The 19,109-nt window shown below is 53.1% G+C and carries 12 protein-coding genes; 6 read left to right on the top strand and 6 right to left on the bottom strand.

Annotation, left to right across the window (positions count from 1 at the left end):
• Positions 1-100: 100 nt before the first annotated feature.
• Positions 101-2,368, top strand: a complete 2,268-nt coding sequence (locus SD10_RS12095) for an aconitate hydratase (RefSeq protein WP_046574029.1) — start codon at positions 101-103, stop codon at positions 2,366-2,368.
• Between the two features lie 84 nt (positions 2,369-2,452).
• On the opposite strand, the gene SD10_RS12100 is transcribed toward SD10_RS12095, so the two are convergent.
• Positions 2,453-2,986, bottom strand: coding sequence for a GNAT family N-acetyltransferase (locus tag SD10_RS12100; protein ID WP_046574030.1), 534 nt, complete (start codon positions 2,984-2,986; stop codon positions 2,453-2,455).
• A gap of 134 nt (positions 2,987-3,120) precedes the next feature.
• On the opposite strand from SD10_RS12100, the gene SD10_RS12105 reads away from it, so the two are divergent.
• From SD10_RS12105 to SD10_RS12120, 4 genes are all read left to right on the top strand, one after another.
• On the top strand, positions 3,121-3,525 hold the full coding sequence (locus SD10_RS12105; protein WP_046574031.1) for a hypothetical protein: 405 nt from the start codon (positions 3,121-3,123) through the stop codon (positions 3,523-3,525).
• A 384-nt stretch (positions 3,526-3,909) separates the two neighbouring features.
• Positions 3,910-5,055, top strand: coding sequence for an efflux RND transporter periplasmic adaptor subunit (locus tag SD10_RS12110; protein WP_046574032.1), 1,146 nt, complete (start codon positions 3,910-3,912; stop codon positions 5,053-5,055).
• A 117-nt stretch (positions 5,056-5,172) separates the two neighbouring features.
• Positions 5,173-8,379, top strand: a complete 3,207-nt coding sequence (locus SD10_RS12115) for an efflux RND transporter permease subunit (RefSeq protein WP_046579416.1) — start codon at positions 5,173-5,175, stop codon at positions 8,377-8,379.
• On the top strand, positions 8,354-9,808 hold the full coding sequence (locus SD10_RS12120; RefSeq protein WP_046579419.1) for an efflux transporter outer membrane subunit: 1,455 nt from the start codon (positions 8,354-8,356) through the stop codon (positions 9,806-9,808). The genes SD10_RS12115 and SD10_RS12120 overlap by 26 nt, the downstream gene beginning before the upstream one ends.
• A gap of 79 nt (positions 9,809-9,887) precedes the next feature.
• Here SD10_RS12120 and SD10_RS30075 read toward each other — a convergent pair whose 3' ends face one another.
• Both SD10_RS30075 and SD10_RS12130 read right to left on the bottom strand, forming a co-directional pair.
• The gene (locus SD10_RS30075) at positions 9,888-13,118 is read right to left on the bottom strand and encodes a PAS domain-containing protein (RefSeq protein ID WP_052731167.1); all 3,231 of its coding nucleotides are present in this window, start codon (positions 13,116-13,118) and stop codon (positions 9,888-9,890) included.
• Positions 13,119-13,675: 557 nt separating this feature from the next.
• Positions 13,676-14,404: an SDR family oxidoreductase gene (locus SD10_RS12130; protein WP_046574033.1), complete on the bottom strand. Its 729-nt coding sequence runs from the start codon at positions 14,402-14,404 to the stop codon at positions 13,676-13,678.
• 170 nt (positions 14,405-14,574) lie between these two features.
• Between SD10_RS12130 and SD10_RS29655 the strand changes: the two genes are divergently transcribed.
• Positions 14,575-14,736 carry a nuclear transport factor 2-like protein gene (locus tag SD10_RS29655; protein ID WP_158500563.1) on the top strand — a complete coding sequence of 54 codons (162 nt, stop codon included), beginning with the start codon at positions 14,575-14,577 and terminating at the stop codon, positions 14,734-14,736.
• Positions 14,737-14,852: 116 nt separating this feature from the next.
• Here SD10_RS29655 and SD10_RS28745 read toward each other — a convergent pair whose 3' ends face one another.
• Genes SD10_RS28745 through SD10_RS28750 form a run of 3 tightly spaced genes read right to left on the bottom strand, consistent with a single transcriptional unit; the run spans position 14,853 to position 19,069 of the window.
• Complete coding sequence (locus tag SD10_RS28745; protein WP_082111583.1) at positions 14,853-17,003, bottom strand: eCIS core domain-containing protein; 2,151 nt, start codon at positions 17,001-17,003, stop codon at positions 14,853-14,855.
• Positions 17,004-17,057: 54 nt separating this feature from the next.
• Positions 17,058-17,384, bottom strand: a complete 327-nt coding sequence (locus SD10_RS12145) for a YggL 50S ribosome-binding family protein (protein WP_046574034.1) — start codon at positions 17,382-17,384, stop codon at positions 17,058-17,060.
• 38 nt (positions 17,385-17,422) lie between these two features.
• Positions 17,423-19,069 carry an eCIS core domain-containing protein gene (locus SD10_RS28750; protein ID WP_052731169.1) on the bottom strand — a complete coding sequence of 549 codons (1,647 nt, stop codon included), beginning with the start codon at positions 19,067-19,069 and terminating at the stop codon, positions 17,423-17,425.
• Between the last annotated feature and the right edge of the window lie 40 nt (positions 19,070-19,109).

Genomic DNA, 19,109 nt, shown 5'->3' on the forward strand with positions numbered 1-19,109 from the left:
TCTAATTTTGACCCCATAACCGGAATCCATTTTCAAGATTCCTTGGTTGTTTCTAAGAGAGTATACCGTTCAGTAATCCGTTTTTTTATTCCTACTTGCTATGGCTTTTGATTTAGACATGATTCAGCGCGTTTACGCTAACCTCGGCAAACGCGTCGAAGCCGCCCGGCAGGCGGTCGGCAAACCGCTGACCTTGTCGGAGAAAATTTTGTATAGTCACCTCTTCAACGGTGAAACCACCCAGGCATTCGAGCGGGGTAAAGCGTATGTCGATTTTGCGCCCGACCGCGTAGCCATGCAGGATGCAACCGCTCAAATGGCGCTGCTGCAGTTTATGCAGGCTGGCCGGCCCAAAGTAGCTGTCCCGTCTACCGTTCACTGCGACCACCTGATTCAGGCCGAAGTAGGGGCCGAGAAGGATTTGGATATTGCCAAAAACAAGAACAAAGAAGTATATGATTTCCTGGCGTCCGTTTCGGATAAATACGGCATCGGTTTCTGGAAACCAGGCGGAGGAATTATTCACCAGGTCGTTCTGGAAAACTACGCCTTTCCGGGGGGTATGATGATCGGTACGGATTCGCACACGCCCATGGCGGGCGGACTGGGTATGATCGCGATCGGGGTTGGCGGTGCCGATGCCTGCGACGTGATGGCGGGTTTGGCCTGGGAGTTGAAAATGCCGAAACTGATCGGGGTTAAACTAACCGGTAAACTAAGTGGCTGGTCGTCGGCAAAAGACGTTATCCTGCGCGTAGCGGGTATCCTGACCGTAAAAGGCGGAACTGGCTGCATTGTCGAGTACTTCGGCGAAGGAGCCGAAACCCTGTCGGCGGCTGGTAAAGGAACCATCTGCAACATGGGTGCCGAAATTGGTGCCACGACCTCGATCTTCGGTTATGATGATAAAATGGGGGACTACCTCCGGGCAACTAACCGGGGCGACATCGCCGATGCTGCGCAGGCCGTTAAAGCCGATCTGCGTGCCGATGAAGAAGTATACGCCGATCCCGCTTCGTACTACGATCAACTGATCGAGATCAACCTGTCGGAGTTGGAACCCCACATCAACGGGCCATTCACCCCCGATCTGGCGTGGCCGCTGTCTAACTTCGCCAAAGCGGTAAAAGAAAACAACTGGCCCGCCAAACTGGAAGTAGGCCTGATCGGTTCCTGCACCAACTCCAGCTACGAAGACATGACCCGGTCGGCGTCGGTAGCGGCTCAGGCAACGGCCAAGCACTTGAAAACCAAAGCCGAATTCACGGTTACGCCCGGTTCGGAACTGGTTCGGTTCACGGCTGAGCGCGATGGTCTGCTGGACACGTTTGAAGAAATCGGCGGGGTGGTGCTGGCCAATGCCTGTGGTCCCTGTATTGGGCAGTGGGCACGTCACATGGACGATCCGACCCGCAAAAACTCGATCATCACCTCGTTTAACCGGAACTTCGCCAAGCGGAATGACGGCAACGCCAGCACGCACGCCTTTGTGGCCTCGCCCGAAATCGTGACGGCTTTCGCCATTGCTGGTGACCTGACGTTCAACCCCATGACCGACACGCTGACCAATGAAAACGGTGAGCAGGTGAAACTGGATGAACCACAGGGCATTGAGCAGCCGGTGAAAGGCTATGCCGTTGATGACGCTGGCTATCAGGCCCCTGCCGAAGATGGTTCGGGGGTACAGGTGCTGGTGAGCCCCACCTCAGACCGGTTGCAGTTGCTGGCTCCCTTTGCGCCCTGGGAAGGAACCGACCTGAAAGGGTTGAAACTACTGATCAAAGCGAAAGGCAAGTGTACAACCGACCATATTTCGATGGCGGGTCCGTGGTTGAAATACCGGGGTCACCTGGACAATATCTCCAACAACATGCTGATCGGCGCTGTGAACTTCTACAACGAGAAGACCAACAGCGTAAAAAACCAGCTAACCGGTGAATACGGCGAAGTACCGGCTGTTCAGCGGGCTTACAAAGCCGCTGGTATCGGGTCGATTGTAGTAGGTGACGAAAACTATGGCGAAGGCTCGTCCCGCGAACATGCGGCCATGGAGCCTCGTTTCCTGGGTGTTCGGGCCATTCTGGTTCGGTCATTTGCCCGGATTCACGAAACCAACCTGAAAAAGCAGGGCATGCTGGCCTTAACGTTTGCCAATCCTGCCGACTACGACAAGATTCAGGAAGATGACGTTATCGACATCGATGGTCTGACCGAATTCGCACCGGGTCGCCCGCTCGAAATCGTGCTGCACCACGCCGACGGGACAACGGATGAATTCCCCGTCAATCATACCTACAATGAAGGTCAGATCGAATGGTTCAAAGCGGGTGCCGCCCTGAACATCATTCGGATGAAGCAGAACGCGTAGGTAAGTTGACGCCACAAAAAACAGCCCGGCCAATAATGGTCGGGCTGTTTTATTGATGGGCACGAGGCTGGAACCTCGTGCCCATCAATAAAACCGTTCATAAACTCGTTCTTTAATGAGCTTACTTAGTGAGTCGAACGTGTCGTGGTCCGAAATGGCGGGTATGGACATCAGATGCATCGGTATAGATGGATTTCCGGCCTGATACGGAGGCTGGGCATAGCTGAAGGGGTTCACGGAAAAACCCTGCCGCTCATAAAATTGAATCCGTCGACGGCTGTTTGTGTCTTGGGGTAGCTCGACCTCGAGAAGAACATAGGGGCTTTTGCTTTCCAGAAGCAATAACTGACTGAGGGCCTGTTGGCCATATTGCTTCCCCCGTTGAGCGGGATCAATAGCAAAATGTTCGACAAAGAGCATATCGGGCCAGTGCCAGTAGAGAATAAATCCAATAAGTTGGCCCTGGACGACCAATCCGCGGAGGTGCATAGCAGCGCAGGGGAGGAGTTGGCAAAGGGCCTGAAAGCTACGTCGTTCATCTGCCGGGAACGAGGTTTCGTACCAGGTTCGTATCGGTGTCAGGTAGGGATGGTCGGCCAAAATTGGCAATAAAGTCATACGATGTTAAAAAGATTTTAATCTAAATTTAATCTATCTCTGATTCTGTTAGCTTAATCCAAGTTTTATAACGATCTGATCTTACAGGGGTTGAGTTTTCGACTTCGCTGATTTACATTTGGTAGCGAATCGATATGAACAAACGCCAATATAACTTTCTGCTATACCGAATCCTATGCTTTCTGATGGCCTTTCATGTCATTAACATAAGCCTGGATACACCTGACCGGTTGGCGTCAACGGGGCGGGCTACGGCTTATCATAAAGATTTGTCGGTCAATAAGATAGAAAGCATAGGCGAATTTATTCTGGAAACCTGCCTGGAAATCACCAATGCCATTCCGGAACACGATGATCCGGACGACGATTCGGAATTTGCTGAACTGGAGAAGGACTACGTCTTTGTCCATCTATTCATCTTCACCCCGCTCATGCCGTCGATTCACTATCTAACGACAGACAGTTTGCCGTTCCCAACGGTTTTCCTTCCCGCACCTGTCTCGGAAATAATTGCCCCGCCCCCTCAAGTCTACGCGTAAACCAGCCCTTTGGCCGGTTTGTCATCGACTTCTTTTATTGGCCTCCGTGCTCGACCGAACGCCATCGTTTGGTAGAACGCTTGTTGCCTTACTCCTGGTATCCAATGGTTCAGGCTCGGGTATTTCAGTCATTTGTGCCTGGTATTGGCGCTTACTAAGGAGTTTCTAAGGTTTACTTAAGTCAATCTTAAGTTGATAGGGCGTTGTTTGCTTTGTCCCTTGATGCGGCTGGATGTTGCGTTGACGGACACACGGAATTATCTAGAAAACACTCACTTTATAGGCAATCGCTACCCCTGTTTAGTCAAGGATAGCGCCAGGGAATGCGGTAAGGGAACGATAAATTCCCATTGTGTTGCCCATATGGATTTATACCCAGGATTTATGAAAAACAAGCTAAGTCTGATTATCCTGATCGCCAGCCTGCTGATGACAGGCTGTGCAACAAAGAACAAGGAATCGGAAACCGAGCAGTCCGAAACGCTCACCCTGCCCGTGGTGCAATTGACGCGGCAAAACACGACGCTTAAACGGGATTACGTAAGTCGTCTGGAAGCTACTCAAAACGTTGAAATACGGGCTAGGGTGTCTGGCTATTTAGAGAAGATATATGTGGATGAAGGCCAGATGGTTCATAAGGGGCAACTGCTCTTCAAATTGAACGAAGCTGAATACCAGGCCGAGTTTGACCGGGCCAACGCCAACCTCAAAAGCGCCGTCGCCAATGCCCGAACGGCCGAAGTCGAGATGGGGCGGGTGCAGTTGCTCGTGGAGAAAAAAATTGTATCGCCCTCGGAGCTGGAGCTGGCAAAGGCAAAACTGGAAGCCGCTAAAGCCGCTATCGATGAAGAAAAATCGACACGGGCTACGGCCGCGCTTCGCCTGTCGCATGCGGGTATCAAAGCGCCGTTTGATGGAACGATCAACCGGATTCCGTTCAAAATGGGCAGCCTGATCGAAGAGGGAGCCCTGCTGACGACTGTATCGGATGTTCGGGAAGTATATGCCTACTTCGATGTGTCGGAGAAAGAATACCTGAATTACCTCAAAAAGAACCCCACCCGCGACGGCCGGAATGGTCAGGAAGTCGAGATGGTGCTGGCCGATGAGACGCCCTACGCTTATAAGGGACGGATTGAAACCATGGAAAGTATCTTCGAAGAAGGGGCCGGGACCATTGCTTTCCGGGCGCGTTTCCCCAACCCGAATAAGCTGCTTCGGCACGGGTCGTCCGGTAAGATTCGTCTGGCCAATGCCGTCAGTGATGCCATTCTGGTACCGCAAAAGGCGGTTTTTGAAGTGCAGGACAAGAACTACGTGTATGTAGTCGATGCGGCCAACAAGGTTAAGACAAGAAGTTTTGTGCCACAGGGGCGGGTCGACAGTAATTACATTGTGCTGTCGGGTCTGAAAGCCGGTGAGCGGGTCGTTTATGAGGGTATTCAGAACATTCGTGATGGGGCTCGGATCATTCCTCGCTCCATTTCTACTGATAGCGTATCCGCACAGAACGCAGTTGCCAAACAATAACGGTTTGTGGTTTACGGGTTTGTGGTTTATGGTTGCTGGCGCGAAGCTATACATGCGTCGGCCAACCACAAACCCAAAACCGTAAACCACAAACCGACCCACGTAAACCGACTTCTCATGTTCAATTTATTTATCAAGCGACCGTTGCTTTCGGCGGTCATATCGGTTGCCATTACCCTGCTCGGAGTGCTGGCCCTGACGGGCTTACCCATTACGCAGTTTCCCGATATTGTGCCGCCTTCTGTGACGGTAACGGCCAAGTACACCGGTGCGAATGCCGAAGTAGCGACCAAGGCGGTGGCCATGCCACTGGAGCGGGCCATCAACGGGGTTCCGGGCATGGTGTACATGAACTCGGTTTCGGGCAACGATGGCAGTACCATCATTCAGGTTTTCTTCAACGTCGGTACCGATCCCGATTTAGCGGCCATGGGCGTGCAGAACCGGGTAACAACCGTGCTTGATGAGTTGCCCGAAGAAGTAATCAAGGCGGGTGTATCGACTGAAAAAGAGGTGAACAGTATGTTGCTGTACCTCAACATATTCAGTGATGACCCAACCGTCGATGAGAAGTTCATCTACAACTTCGCCGACATCAACGTGCTGGCTGAACTCAAACGAATCGATGGCGTGGGATTTGTCGACATCATGGGGTCGCGGGAGTACTCGATGCGGGTATGGCTCAAACCCGACCGGATGACCGCCTACGATATATCGCCGGATGAGGTGATTGCTGCCATTCGTAAGCAGAACGTCGAAGCCGCTCCTGGTAAAGCCGGCGAAAGTGCCGACCGGGCTCCGCAGATGCTCCAGTACGTACTTCGGTATAGCGGTAAGTTTTTTGAACCCAAGCAATACGAAAACCTGGTGCTGCGGGCTGAAGCCGATGGCTCGATTCTGCGCCTGAAAGATGTGGCCGAGGTTGAATTTGGCTCGCTCGATTACGACGTGCTGTCGAAGACCGATGGGCGCCCGTCGGCATCCATCATGCTCAAGCAGCGCCCCGGTTCCAACGCCCGCGACGTGATCAACAATGTGAAGACGCGGATGGCAGAGTTGAAGCAGTCGAACTTTCCGCCGGGCATGACCTACAACTTCGCGTATGATGTATCCCGCTTTCTGGATGCCTCCATTCACGAAGTAATCCGTACCCTGATCGAAGCGTTCGTGCTGGTATTTCTGGTCGTGTTTCTGTTTTTGCAGGATTGGCGCTCAACCCTCATTTGTGCCCTGGCCGTACCGGTGGCGCTGGTGGGTGCGTTTGCGTTCATGAGTATGATTGGGTTTTCTATCAACCTGCTCACCCTGTTTGCGTTGGTTCTGGCCATTGGGATTGTGGTCGATAATGCCATTGTCGTGGTAGAAGCCGTTCACGCCAAGATGGCTGAAGCCGCAGCTGCACACAGCCATCTGTCACCACGGGCCGCCACGTTTGCGGCCATGAAGGAAATCAGTGGCGCCCTGGTCGCCATTACGCTGGTGATGTCGGCGGTGTTTATTCCCGTGGCGTTTATGTCGGGACCCGTGGGTATCTTCTATCGGCAGTTCTCGCTCACCCTGGCCGTCGCCATCGTTATTTCCGGGGTGAACGCCGTCACCCTGACCCCCGCTTTATGCGCGTTACTGCTTCGGTCGACGCACGATACGGCGCCCACGGGTCTGTTGGGGCGTTTCTTCGCCAGCTTCAACCGGGGCTTCGATAAACTGACGGGGCGTTATCAGCAAGTACTCCGGCGGGTAGCCAGTCGAGGAGCGGTAACGATTGCTATGTTTCTGTTATTTGTCGGGGGGACCTGGGGAATTAGTTCGGTTCTGCCCAGCGGATTCATTCCAACTGAAGATCAGGGCATGATCTACGTCAACGTGACGACCCCGGTAGGCGCAACCGTCAAGCGGACGGAAGATGTGCTGGACAAAGTGCAGCAGGTAGCCTCGAAGATGGACGCCGTCGAAAACGTATCGACGCTGGCCGGTTTTAGTTTGATGACCGACGGCGTGGGCGCGTCGTACGGCATGGGCATGATCAACCTCAAAGACTGGGATGCCCGGACGCAAACGCTAGACGAGGTGATCGAGGCTCTGCAGGAGAAAACGAAGACGATTCAGGATGCCAGTATCCAGTTTTTCCCGCCACCGACCGTGCCCGGTTTTGGGAATTCCAGTGGTTTTGAACTGCGAATGCTGGACCGGACGGGTTCCGGCGACTTGCAAAAGACCAAAAAAGTAGCCGATGCATTCATTGCCGCGCTGAAAAAACGGCCTGAAATCGCGGATGCCTTCACCAGTTTCGACCCCAGTTTTCCGCAGTATCTGTTACAGGTCGATCAGGATAAGGCGGCTCAGAAAGGTGTCTCGATTGACAACGCCATGGGAACCCTGCAGACCCTGATGGGCAGCTATTATGCGTCCAACTTCATTCGGTTTGGGCAAATGTACAAAGTGATGGTGCAGGCCTCGCCCGAATACCGGGCCAAACCCGAGGATGTGCTGAGCCTCCGGGTCAAGAATGACGCGGGCGAAATGGTGCCTTTCTCCAATTTTATCAGCTTGAAACGGGTGTACGGGCCCGAGCAGATTACCCGCTATAATATGTACATGTCGGCGCTCATCAACGGCGATCCGGCACCGGGGTATAGTAGTGGTGATGCATTGAGTGCCGTGCAGGAGGTAGCCGATAAAGTGCTGCCCAGAGGCTACTCGTTTGCCTGGTCGGGGATGTCGCGGGAAGAAGTGTTGTCGGGCGATCAGGCGATCTATATTTTCCTGATCTGTCTGGTATTCGTCTACCTGCTGCTGGTCGCGCAATATGAGAGCTTGTTTTTACCGCTGTCCGTACTCCTCTCGTTACCGGCTGGAATTTTTGGCTCGTTTTTGTGCCTGCAACTGGCCGGGCTGCAAAATAATATCTACGCTCAGGTTTCGCTGGTTATGCTCATTGGTTTATTGGGCAAGAACGCTATCCTGATCGTGGAGTTTGCCAATCAGCGCCAGCAGGAAGGGCTGCCTATTGTAAAGGCGGCCATCGAGGGGGCCGTAACGCGGCTGCGTCCCATTCTGATGACGTCGCTGGCCTTCATTGCCGGACTCATTCCGCTTTGCGTGGCCTCCGGGGCCGGTGCGCTGGGCAACCGCTCCATCGGGACAGCGGCTGCCGGCGGCATGTTCATCGGAACCGTGTTCGGGCTGGTGCTCGTGCCCGGCTTATATATCCTGTTTGCAAAGTTGGCCCAGCGATTTGCCCCCAAAAATCCGCCGGTCGACGACGAACCTCAACCACACATCTCATCTGCAAAAACCAATGGTGCCCTACTTGAACAAGCGTAAGCATATCTATCGATTCGGCTTCCTGCTTTTTCTGCTTAGTCTAAGCAGTTGCCAGATTTTACATACCCCTCAGAAAACCCAGGCGGTTCAATTGCCCATATCGTTTTCGGGGAGTACCGATTCGACGACAATTGGGAGCCTTTCCCGGCAAACGCTCTTTACTGATCAAAACCTGGTCCGGTTGATTGATACAGCCCTGGCGCAAAACCCCGACCTGCGGATGGCGATGCAGCGGATCGAGGTGGCGCAGGCTACCTACCAGATCAGCCGGGGCGCCCTGCTGCCCAGCGTGAATGCGGTGGCAGCCGCCGGAGTTGATCGATACGGGAAGTACACGATGAACGGCGTGGGCAATTACGATACCAACTTGTCCGAAAATATTGCCGGACAAAGCCGGATTCCCAATCCCACACCCGATTATTTTTTGGGCCTGCGCAGTTCGTGGGAACTGGATATCTGGGGGAAACTCCGGAATCGTCGCCGGGCTGCCTACACCCGTTTACTCGCTTCGCAGGAGGGTCGTAATCTGATTGTTACGGCACTCACGGGCGAGGTTGCGCGGCTTTATTACACGCTCCTTGCGCTCGATGCTGAACTGGAAATCATTCGGGAGAACGAAGCCCTGCAACGGCGCGCCGTCGAACTGGTCAATGTGCAGAAAGCGGCCGGCCGGGTCACGGAGCTGGCGGTGCAGCAGTTCACCGCGCAACTGCTCAATACCCGCAGTCTGGAAGGGCGGGTTCGGCAGGAAATTGCCGAAGCGGAGAACCAGTTAAATGCCTTGTTAGGGCGGTATCCGCAGCCGATTGTCCGTGGACAATCGATTGAAGACCAGAAGATTCCGGCGCTGGTCATGGCTGGTTTACCGGCTCAGCTGGTGCGCCGTCGGCCCGACATCCGGCAGGCTGAGCGTGAACTGGAAGCGGCTAATATCGATATTGCCGTTGCCCAGGCCGAGTTTTTACCCTCGCTGACCCTGACGCCTTACGTGGGCCTGAACGCGTTCCGCCTTTCGTCTCTCCTGAATCCAGTCTCTATAGCGGCTGGTGTGGTAGGTGGACTGGCTGCACCAATTTTCAATCGGCGGTTGCTGAAAGGAAACTATGCCGTATCGGTTGCCCGCAGCCGGGAGGCCTATTTTGCGTATCAGAAAACCGTTCTGACGGGCGTCAGCGAAGTGGTTAGCAACCTGAAAGGCCTTGACAACTACCAGAATGTGGCTGATCTTCAGCGCCAGGAGGTGGCTGTGCTTCGGCAGGCAGCCACCACGTCCAATGAACTGTTTGTCGTTGGCTATGCCACGTACCTGGAAGTAATTACGGCCCAGCGGAGTGTACTGGATGCTGAACTGGCTCTGATCGAGACAAAACGGGCGCAGTTCCTGTCCTTGGTTGGGTTATATCGGGCGCTGGGTGGCGGCTGGCAGTAACTGCGTTTTGGCCTTTGCCAGCGGTGAATAGCTAATTCATTTAGCTGGCAAAGGCCGAAAACTAACTCGGCTAGCCGGGTCAAGTAGGCAAATAAACGCTGAATGTGGCGCCCTGTCCGGGCTTGCTGGTGCCAGTAATGGCCCCGCCATGATTCACAACGACCTTCTCACAGATGGCCAGCCCAATGCCCGTACCGACAAACTCACTCCGGCCGTGTAGCCGTTGAAACACCTGAAAGATGCGATCCAAATATTTCTCGTCGAAGCCAATGCCATTATCCACAACCTGAATGCGTTGATACGTCAGAGCCGTTCGGATGGGTTTGACCCCCGTCGGCAACTGGTCTGCCCCAATCAGGTCGGCCTGCACCCGAATCACGGGAGGGACCCCCGGCTGCCGAAACTTGAGGGAGTTACTCAACAGGTTGCTGAACAACTGGCCTAATTGCAGGGCATCGCCAATCACCGTGGGCAACGGCTCCACGAACACCTGCGCGCTGGTTTCTTCAATGACTAAGTCCAGATCGGATAGTACAGTCTGCACAATCTGGTTCAGAGAAACGGGTTCACCCGTTTCTCGCTGGGTCGAAATGCGCGAAAAATTCAACAAATCCCGGATCAGCACCGACATTCGGCTGGCCGCTGACTGCATCCGCTCCAGGTACCCCAGTTCGTTGCCTAACCGATCTCCGTAGGCCGTCTTTAACAGATCCCCGAATTGCTGAATTTTGCGCAGTGGCTCCTGCAAATCGTGGGAGGCTACATAGGCAAACCGTTGCAGGTTTTCATTAGAACGAACCAGCAACTGATTCGATTCGGTCAGTTCCTCATTGGTGGCAGTCAGTTCTTCGCTACTGGCCAGTAGCTCTTCGTTGGTAGCTTCCAGTTCTTCTGTGCGTTCCTGTACCTGACGCTCCAGTTCCTGCTGCAGGCGCCGTTGCTCGGTAACATCCTGCGCCGTTCCGCTTAACTTATACGTTTCACCCTGATCGTTGACGAACGCCCGCCCCTGAATATGAAGCACCCGTTCCCGGCCCGTTTCGTCGGGATTTAGCGTGTATTCAATGTCATAAATGCCGTCGGAACCGGGTGCGATGGCGTGGGCAATGGCTGCCTGAACGCGTGGGCGATCTTCCGCCCGCACAGGCTGGTAGGCCCGTTCGGGGGTGATGATCTCGTCTTTGCCGATGCCAAACCACCCACGCAGTCGCTCCGAATAGTCGAGAATGCGTGTTTTCAGGTCAATTTGCCAGGTTCCCAGCTCGGCCAGTTCGATGGCATCCCGCAGGGTCGCGCCGGTTTCTTCGACCTGCTGTTTTGCCAGGGCCAGGTCGGTTATGTCCGCAGCCGTATTCATGACTCCATACACCTTGCCACTGGCGTCATAAAGCGGAGTAAAGCTGTAATTGAAAAAATACGGCGTCAATTGGCCATTGACAACCAGATCGACCCGCTGATTTTTGGCATGAAACGGAATGCCCGTCATATAGACACCATCCAACTGGTCAAAGATTTCCTGATTCTCCAGTTCCGGGAGTATATCGGCATACCGCTGGCCAATGACATCATTTCCCTTTCCCCAAATGTCCAGAATCGACTGATTCGCCAATTGAATACGCATCTCCCGGCCCGTATAAGCCGCAATGGGGAAAGGGGCACTTTCGACCAGACTACGGATTTGGGCTTCGCTTTCTTCGACCTTCTTGCGCGCATTCACCTGTTCGGTAATATCATTGGCCACGACAATGATACCGGTGATGGTGCCATCCGCTTCGCGAAGGGCCTGGTACACAAAGTTGAAATAAACCGTTTCCAACTTCCCGTTTCGAACGAGGGGAGCGTGTAGTTCGTTGGCAAAGAACGGCTCTCCGGTGGTCAGCACCTGCGCCAGTATTTCTTCGAAGCCCTGCCCACTCGCTTCTGGCAGGGCAGTAAACAGGGGTTTGTTCAGCACCTCATCGGCCCGTCGTCCCCATAACTCAAGGTGCGCGTCATTCGCCAGTTCAATAATGTGTTCGGGCCCCCGGAAGATGGCCGTGGCTATAGGCGCCACGTCAATTAAATTCCGGAACCGGGCTTCACTTTCGCGCAGTGCTGCTTCGGCCCGGCGCTGCTCAGTAAGGTTCGTATGTACACCAACCCATTCTTTAACCGAATGGTGTGCATCGAATAAGGGCATGGCCCGGATGGAAAAAATGCCCCAGGTGCCGTCTTTGAGCCGTAACCGGTGTTCGAAGATAAAGGGCTTCTGCTCCCGGACAGCGATTGCCCAGGCATCGATAGTTGGCTGAACGTCATCGGGATGAACGACCTTCGACCAGCCAAAGCCCTGATACTCTTCATAGGTTTGTCCCGTGAGGGCAGTCCAGCCGGGTTGCTCACCCTCCATTTCGCCTACCGCATTGTTGGTCCATAAGACGCCCTGCACGGCGGCAACGGCCGACTGAAACCGCTGTTCACTTTCTTTCAACGACTGTTCGGCTTTTTTCTGCCCGGTCACGTCCTGGCAGAGTACCATAACGCCGGTGATGTTGCCATCCTGCTCCCGATACGGTTGATAAATGAGATTGAGAAAGCCTTCTTTCTCGGCTCCATTGACATAAACCGTGTACGGTTGACCGTAGAGGTAAAGCGGTTCTCCGCTGGTGCGGACCCTGTCGATGATAGGTCGAAAAACCGCTTCCGTTTCGGGGATGACGGTGAACAAGGGTTTTCCGGTAAGCTCATGACGCTTGCGGTCAATCAATTGAGCGTAGGCATCGTTTACCTCGTCCACCACCATATTTTCACCACTCAGGATGATGATTCCGACGGATGCTTCCTGCACCAGGTTCTGAAAACGCCGTTCCGATGTTTGCAGCTTGTGCAACGTCCGGACGCGTTCCGTCGTCTCGGTGCAGGTGACCAATACTCCGCCAATTTGGCCATCATCGCCATAAGCGGGGCTGTAGCTGAACGTCCAGTAAACGTCGTCAAGCTGACCATTGCGGTATATAGGCAACAACTGATCCTCAAACCAGGCGGGCTCGCCGGTCGTCATGACCTGCTCAATCAGCGGCCCAATAAATGCCCAGATCTCGGGCCATACGGCCTGAGCGCATTTGCCCAGAGCAGGGTGCTTGCCGCTGATGCCGAGGCTGGGTCGGTAAGCGTCATTGTAGAAACAAATCAACTCCTTTCCCCAAAACAGAAACATGGGAAAGGCCGAATGCAGCACGATGCCCAGCGTTGTTCGTAAACTCAACGGCCAGGTGTCCGGTGAACCAAGGGGCGTTGTTTGCCAGTCAAAGGTGCGGGTTAGGTGCCCCATTTCGCCACCACCAGCCAGGAAAGGGTAATGATTACCGGAAGTTTCTGTTTTCAAAGTAAAAGGTCGTAACGAGCTCAGATGGAGCGAATAACGTTGTTCGGCGTTTGCAAATTTAACTTTTAGGAAATAGTAACGTTCCCATTTATCTAATCCATATAATTAATGATTTTGTTATCCCGTTCTTCTTTCTACTCACAATGAGCGCCTTGTGTAAGAGGTCAGGTTGTTTCAAGGTGAATTATTAACTGTGTTAGGTTGTCGGAAGAAGGTGATCTGCGTACGTGTTGGGGCATAAGGTATAGTTGGCGCTTGTTAGCCCTGCACTCGTTCCTTCAACTAGCTCGTTTAAATAATACACTCGTCTGATGGTAAAGTGTTTACATAAACTCGACAGTAGTACGGATTTCTTTTTCCGCCAAACATACGCCATAAAGAACAACCTATGCCGCATTTGAATAGAATTTTGGCTGCTTTTCTCGACGGCACGATCGATTGATGCTCTGAAGACGAACTCAGCTCTGTCATGCTGGAGTAGGACCGTGCGGGCAGGTAATCTGTTAGACAATGGGGTTCATTCGGTCGAATACTGCACGTAGTTCATCTGGGGAGGCTTTAGTCATGGCCTCGCTAAACCCAAAAGTTAGTTCTATCTTTCCTTGTTTCAACTGCTCAAAAATGGCGTCGATAAAGGCGCTCACGGGCGGGGCTTGATCGTGCAGTCCCTTTCCGCCCAGATCTGTATTGAGCGCAGGCGGAATTAGTTCGATCACCTCGATGCCTCTCGGCTTCACCAACGCACGTAGGGAGAGGGTAAACGAGTGAAAGAACGCTTTCGTAGCCGAATAGACGGGTACTTTGGTAAGCGGAACAAAGGCTAACCCCGACGTTACATTGATAATGGCCGTCAGGGAGGGCAGCTTAATAAATAGCGAGGCCAGATGAAGTGGTGCTTCGATGTTGACCTGAATTTCCTCTTTAGCCCGCTCAAAAAAGTCATCATCTGCAACAGACATCCATTGTTGAATACCCGCGTTATTTACCAGCACCGTCAAGTCGCTGTGTTCTTCCTGAATCCATTGGTAAAGCGCCTGTCGTTCGGCAGCTTTGGATAAATCACATACTCGGGTGATAACGGACGGAAATCTGGTGGCCACTTCGTTGAGGGCAGCGGCTCTACGTCCACAAATAATAACCGTATTATTTTCCTGGATAAACCGTTCGGTAAGTCCCAGACCGATACCTGATGCACCGCCGGTAATTAGAATTTTGTTGTTTGCGCTATTCATGCTTTTTGAGTTGTATCCTGAATTATTTCCTTGTTCAATGAGTGTAAAAATAAAGAAAATATGGCCCTGCTTCAGCCTATTGGCCGATACGAACCGGGAAATCTAAAAAAGGGCAGTTTGATTAGCCGATTCGTAGTGGGAAAGGGGATCGTGGATGCTGGTGCAACAATGTGGTAATTGTCGAAGTGATCTGGCGGGGAGTACTGGCTATTCCCATTGGTCAGATTCCGGCCGGTGGCGAAATGAAGACTACGTTCGCTCAGTTTTTTGACTACGCTGACGGAAAGATCATTCGGCAGCGAAACTATGACTGTTTTGACACGTTTGACTAGTCAATTGGCGAATGGAAGGGGGCTGTAAAACTCATCGAAAAGCGTCGATTGGCATGTGAATAAAATTTGGAACGTAATCCAGGAAAAGTCGCGTCTTCGTTGTTTGCACAACTACCCTAAAAGTGTGGCACCCCATATAGATTGTAAATGTTTCTGGTCCAGTCGCGTTCTACTTCTTCTACCTTATCCACCACCGGAGTTACTACATTCTCGCCGACAAAATTACCAACCTCATGCCCGATTGTACCGCCAATTACACCAAACAATAATCCACCGACGAAGCCACCTACTACACAAACGGCGTCCAGGGGGCCGGTAGGGGCACAGAATACGGCACCAGCAGCGGCTCCCCCTAAAGCTGACCCCAATATGCCACCCGTCCAGCTTCCGGCTTCTTCGCTAATAACAGTAGGCAGTTGGCCCGTTCCAATGGCCCCTCTGATTCGTTCTTCGGTATGGTAGATCCCATAAACGAGCATGACCCGGCCACCGCCCCGAATCAGGAACATACTGGCTGATGCTCCCGGTGTTACCTGGATTCGCAGCCGACTAAGTCCTTCCGCTAGCGGTCCTTCGCTCATGGCATCAGTCATTAGTCGTCCACGGCCTGCATAATGCGGATCAACCATCCCATTTGGCCCCCGACCAGTCATCACATCTACTCCGCTGGTCGTGGTGGGCCGGGTGCCAATAGCGGCTTCAATCTCGGCCGTTGGTACGGTTATGCAGTTGTTGGTACATAAAGGAGCCTGACCTCTAGAGACAAGTTCGCTACGTAAACCGGCTTCCGTCGGTCGGACGGGGCCCAGGATGGGGTCTGGCGTAGAGCGCGGAGGACTGTATGTATACTCTCCGCCATACTGAGTAGCCTGTAGTTGGGCGGCAAATGCATCGGCCTGGGAACAGGATCGATTAGCAAACACATAATACTGATCGCCGGGCATCAGCGGAAACCAGGCATCATTTGCAAAGCTGCCCGGCACACCTTCATGTAATCTCACCGTAAACCGTCGTCCTATAATCGGAAGCATCTCACCCAGGTAATACCCCAGATTTCCCCGATACCCTCGTATCGTGGGCGAGAAGGCACCTTGGGGATTTGCGAAAATAGAGGTGTGGCCCTGGGTCCAAAGAACGCCCGTTGTATCTCTCGGAATAAATGACCAGGGTGTTGGCGAATAATAACTGGCCCCTGCTCCGGCAGGCCCGACGACTGAAGGCAGTGACCGGTTGAGTAAATTTGACAGAGGAACCATGACTCCCTCCTGAATCGTATCCACCGGATTGCCTGTCAGGTCGTAAAATTCCTGGGGCGTCAATTGCCTGGCGTTAAACTGAATATTCCCGAAACCGGCGGCTGATCTTGACGTGTTGGTACAGATAACCGGAACCCGTCTCTGGTTTTGAAAGAAAGTATTCGGGGTAGGTTGGCCGGGCGCTACGGAATAGCCAAAATCAAATTGAGTACCCTGTGGCACGATTCCCAGGTCAAATTCGACCCGGTTCAGCCCCAAGCTAACAGCTGCATCGTAGGTGCCATCAGTTACCTGACAATGATCGAGTGCGTAATCCGTGCTGGTACCGTCGTGGCTAAACCGGATCTGACTGTCGGCGCAGTTGACTTCTACCTGATCCACGGTTCGCTGAATAAGCCGGTTAAGGCTTCCGTTTTGCTGCACCGTATGGGTGAGTTCGTGGGCCAATAACGCTTTGCCCGTCGATGTGTCAGGCGAGAATTTCCCGGCGTTAAAAAAGATGTCGCTGCCCACAGTAAACGCCTGGGCATTCAGGCGCGTGGATAGGCCCGCAGCTTCGGCATCCGAATGAATCCGCACATTGGAGAAGTTTGCTCCGAAGCGGCTTTCCATAAACGTTTTTGTGGGCGTCGGTAAAGGGCTGCCCCCGCCTTGCCGGGTCTGAATCTGACGGCTAACGGATTCGCTGACCGTAGTACCGCCTGCATCGGTTTTTCGCTGGATGAACGACGCCGTCGGTTTGCGCTGGAGTTGTTCCTCTTCCTGACAATGGGCGCACTTACGCTGGATGAACGAGGGTTCGGCCATGCGCATGACGCGGTCGGCCATCGCGTCGGCTTCGGCTTCCAGGGGGTCATCGACGGCCCCGACGGTGAGTTTGCGCTGGATGGGTAGGCGTTGGAAGCCCGTCAAATAGGGTTTCTGGCTGACGGAGTCAAGCGACACGATCTCTCGCTCTGCTGCCGCTGGAGCCGGTTGAGGTTGGGGCGATATAAGACTGTGTTCCGGCATTTTACTTTTAAGCTGCGTAATACGGATTATCAACCGTTTTTGTGATCGAGTCCGTTAGTGCCAGGCATCGCGCAACGGGGAAACGTCAGACTGCCGGATTAGTGGGTTGTTGTTGAGCCACTCAATTACGTTATTCCGTTGCGTTTCGGAAACGCTGCCTCGGCGGGCATCTAGCGTAACAAATCCATCCCATTGATTATGGCCACCACCCCCGCCAAATACAAGCTTATTGGCTTCGATCGCGTCGCGGATAAAGGCATCCAGTAAGCTATTGCGCTCATTAGTGGATAAGTCGGGATTGAACTGAAAGGATAGCGCAAAACCAAACTCCGTAAATTCACCACGATGAAATTTTTTTCTAAACCGCTTACCAGATCGCATTTTTCAGTACAATTCAAGAACCTGATTTTAGAAATAGACTAGGAAAGGCAATTGTCATTCAACGCTTTAATAATACTCCGACATGTGCCATTTTCTTTTATACTCCTGGGGATGGTCGTGATTTGCTGGTCATTTTTATAGACGATGGTATGGCTGCCGCCTTCTTTCGTACTACAGCCCCCTTTATTAGCGGCATTAATCAGTGTATTTCGCTTACAGTCAGACGGATAGCTGAGTTTGCCCTTCAGCGCCGTAACGTCAGCCGATTCTGATTCTGAGGGCGTGACGGGCCGTGCTGCGGGCGCAGGCCGGCTTTGCCAGTTCACCAAGCCAATCAAACCGGAAGCGGTTGAGTAATTGTGATTGCGGGAAATCCAGGGGGCTAGCCCAAACATCGCCGTTTCTATCTCGGCATCGGCCTCTACCCGGGCACCCATAAATACATCCACCTCGTCAACGCTGTTCGGTACGTCATACAGTGGCTGAACCGAGTCACTATAAGGTACGAGCGTGCCTTCATTTACTTTTTTTAGCGGTATCGTCACCTTCGCAGTACCATCGCCGACGGGGTGCTCGACTTCGATCAGGCCAAGGTCGCCAACGGTTGCTGCGGAGATACCGCCATTTTTTATTTCAAACAAATTTTTTCCGGGTGGAGTAGGGTTGGCCGCTGTTCGTTCAACGGCCCGTCCCCATACGACAGAAGCGGCTCTGGCATAATAAAGGTCTTCGGCTTTGGCATTACCGGCATATTGACCAAATAACTTCAGTTGAAGAAAATCAGCGTCTTTGCCGTCATTCTTAAAGACAAAATGCTGGGTACGCCATTGCGAGGATTGGGCTTTACCGCCAACTTGTTGGTGAACAAAACCAGTTTCCTGCCAGGTACTAGCTTTGCTAAGGAGACCGCCCACAGAAGGACTGTTGTAACTCATGGGTAAAACGGAGCCATTTTCCTCGGTCATGTTGATTTCTGTCATGGCATTGGCCTCTACCTTATCCAGACTCCATTTTCTTTGGATAACGAGTGTCGGTTTCGTATTGATTATCCCCGCGTTTTCGCCACCCCGATTGGACTGCCCCTGCTGCACCGTATGAGTCAATTCATGAGCTAGTAAGTGCCTGCCCTCCGCCGAGTCTGGGGCGTATTTTCCCTGATTAAAATAGATGTCGCTGCCCACGGTGAATGCCTGAGCATTTAACTCCCGCGAGAGCTGTACGGCATACTCGCCCGTATGAATGTTAACGCCCGAAAAATCCACGCCGAAGCGAGTTTCCATGAAGCTGCGAGTGTTTTCGGCCAAGGGGGTGCCTCCCCCTTTCGTAGCCTGAATCTGGTTGGTTACCGCCAGGCTGGTCGTTCCTGCGCCCGCATCGGTTTTTCGCTGGATAAAGGAAACCAGCGGTTTGCGCTGGAGTTGTTCCTCTTCCTGACAATGGGCGCACTTACGCTGGATGAACGAGGGTTCGGCCATGCGCATGACACGGTCGGCCATCGAGTCGGCTTCGGCTTCCAGGGGGTCATCGACGGCCCCGACGGTGAGTTTGCGCTGGAGGGGCAGACGCTGGACGCTGATTGGCTGCACAGGCTGATTGAATGTCTCTGTGGGCACAGCTACGGCTGGCTTACTCGCTGCAGCTGGCGTAAGTTGAGACGGGGTCGATAGGGGAGCGTGTTCAGTCATTCGATTCGTGCCGTTAAGTCTATTTTGTAGATGATGAATC

The organism is Spirosoma radiotolerans (assembly GCF_000974425.1).
Taxonomy (GTDB): Bacteria; Bacteroidota; Bacteroidia; order Cytophagales; family Spirosomataceae; genus Spirosoma; species Spirosoma radiotolerans.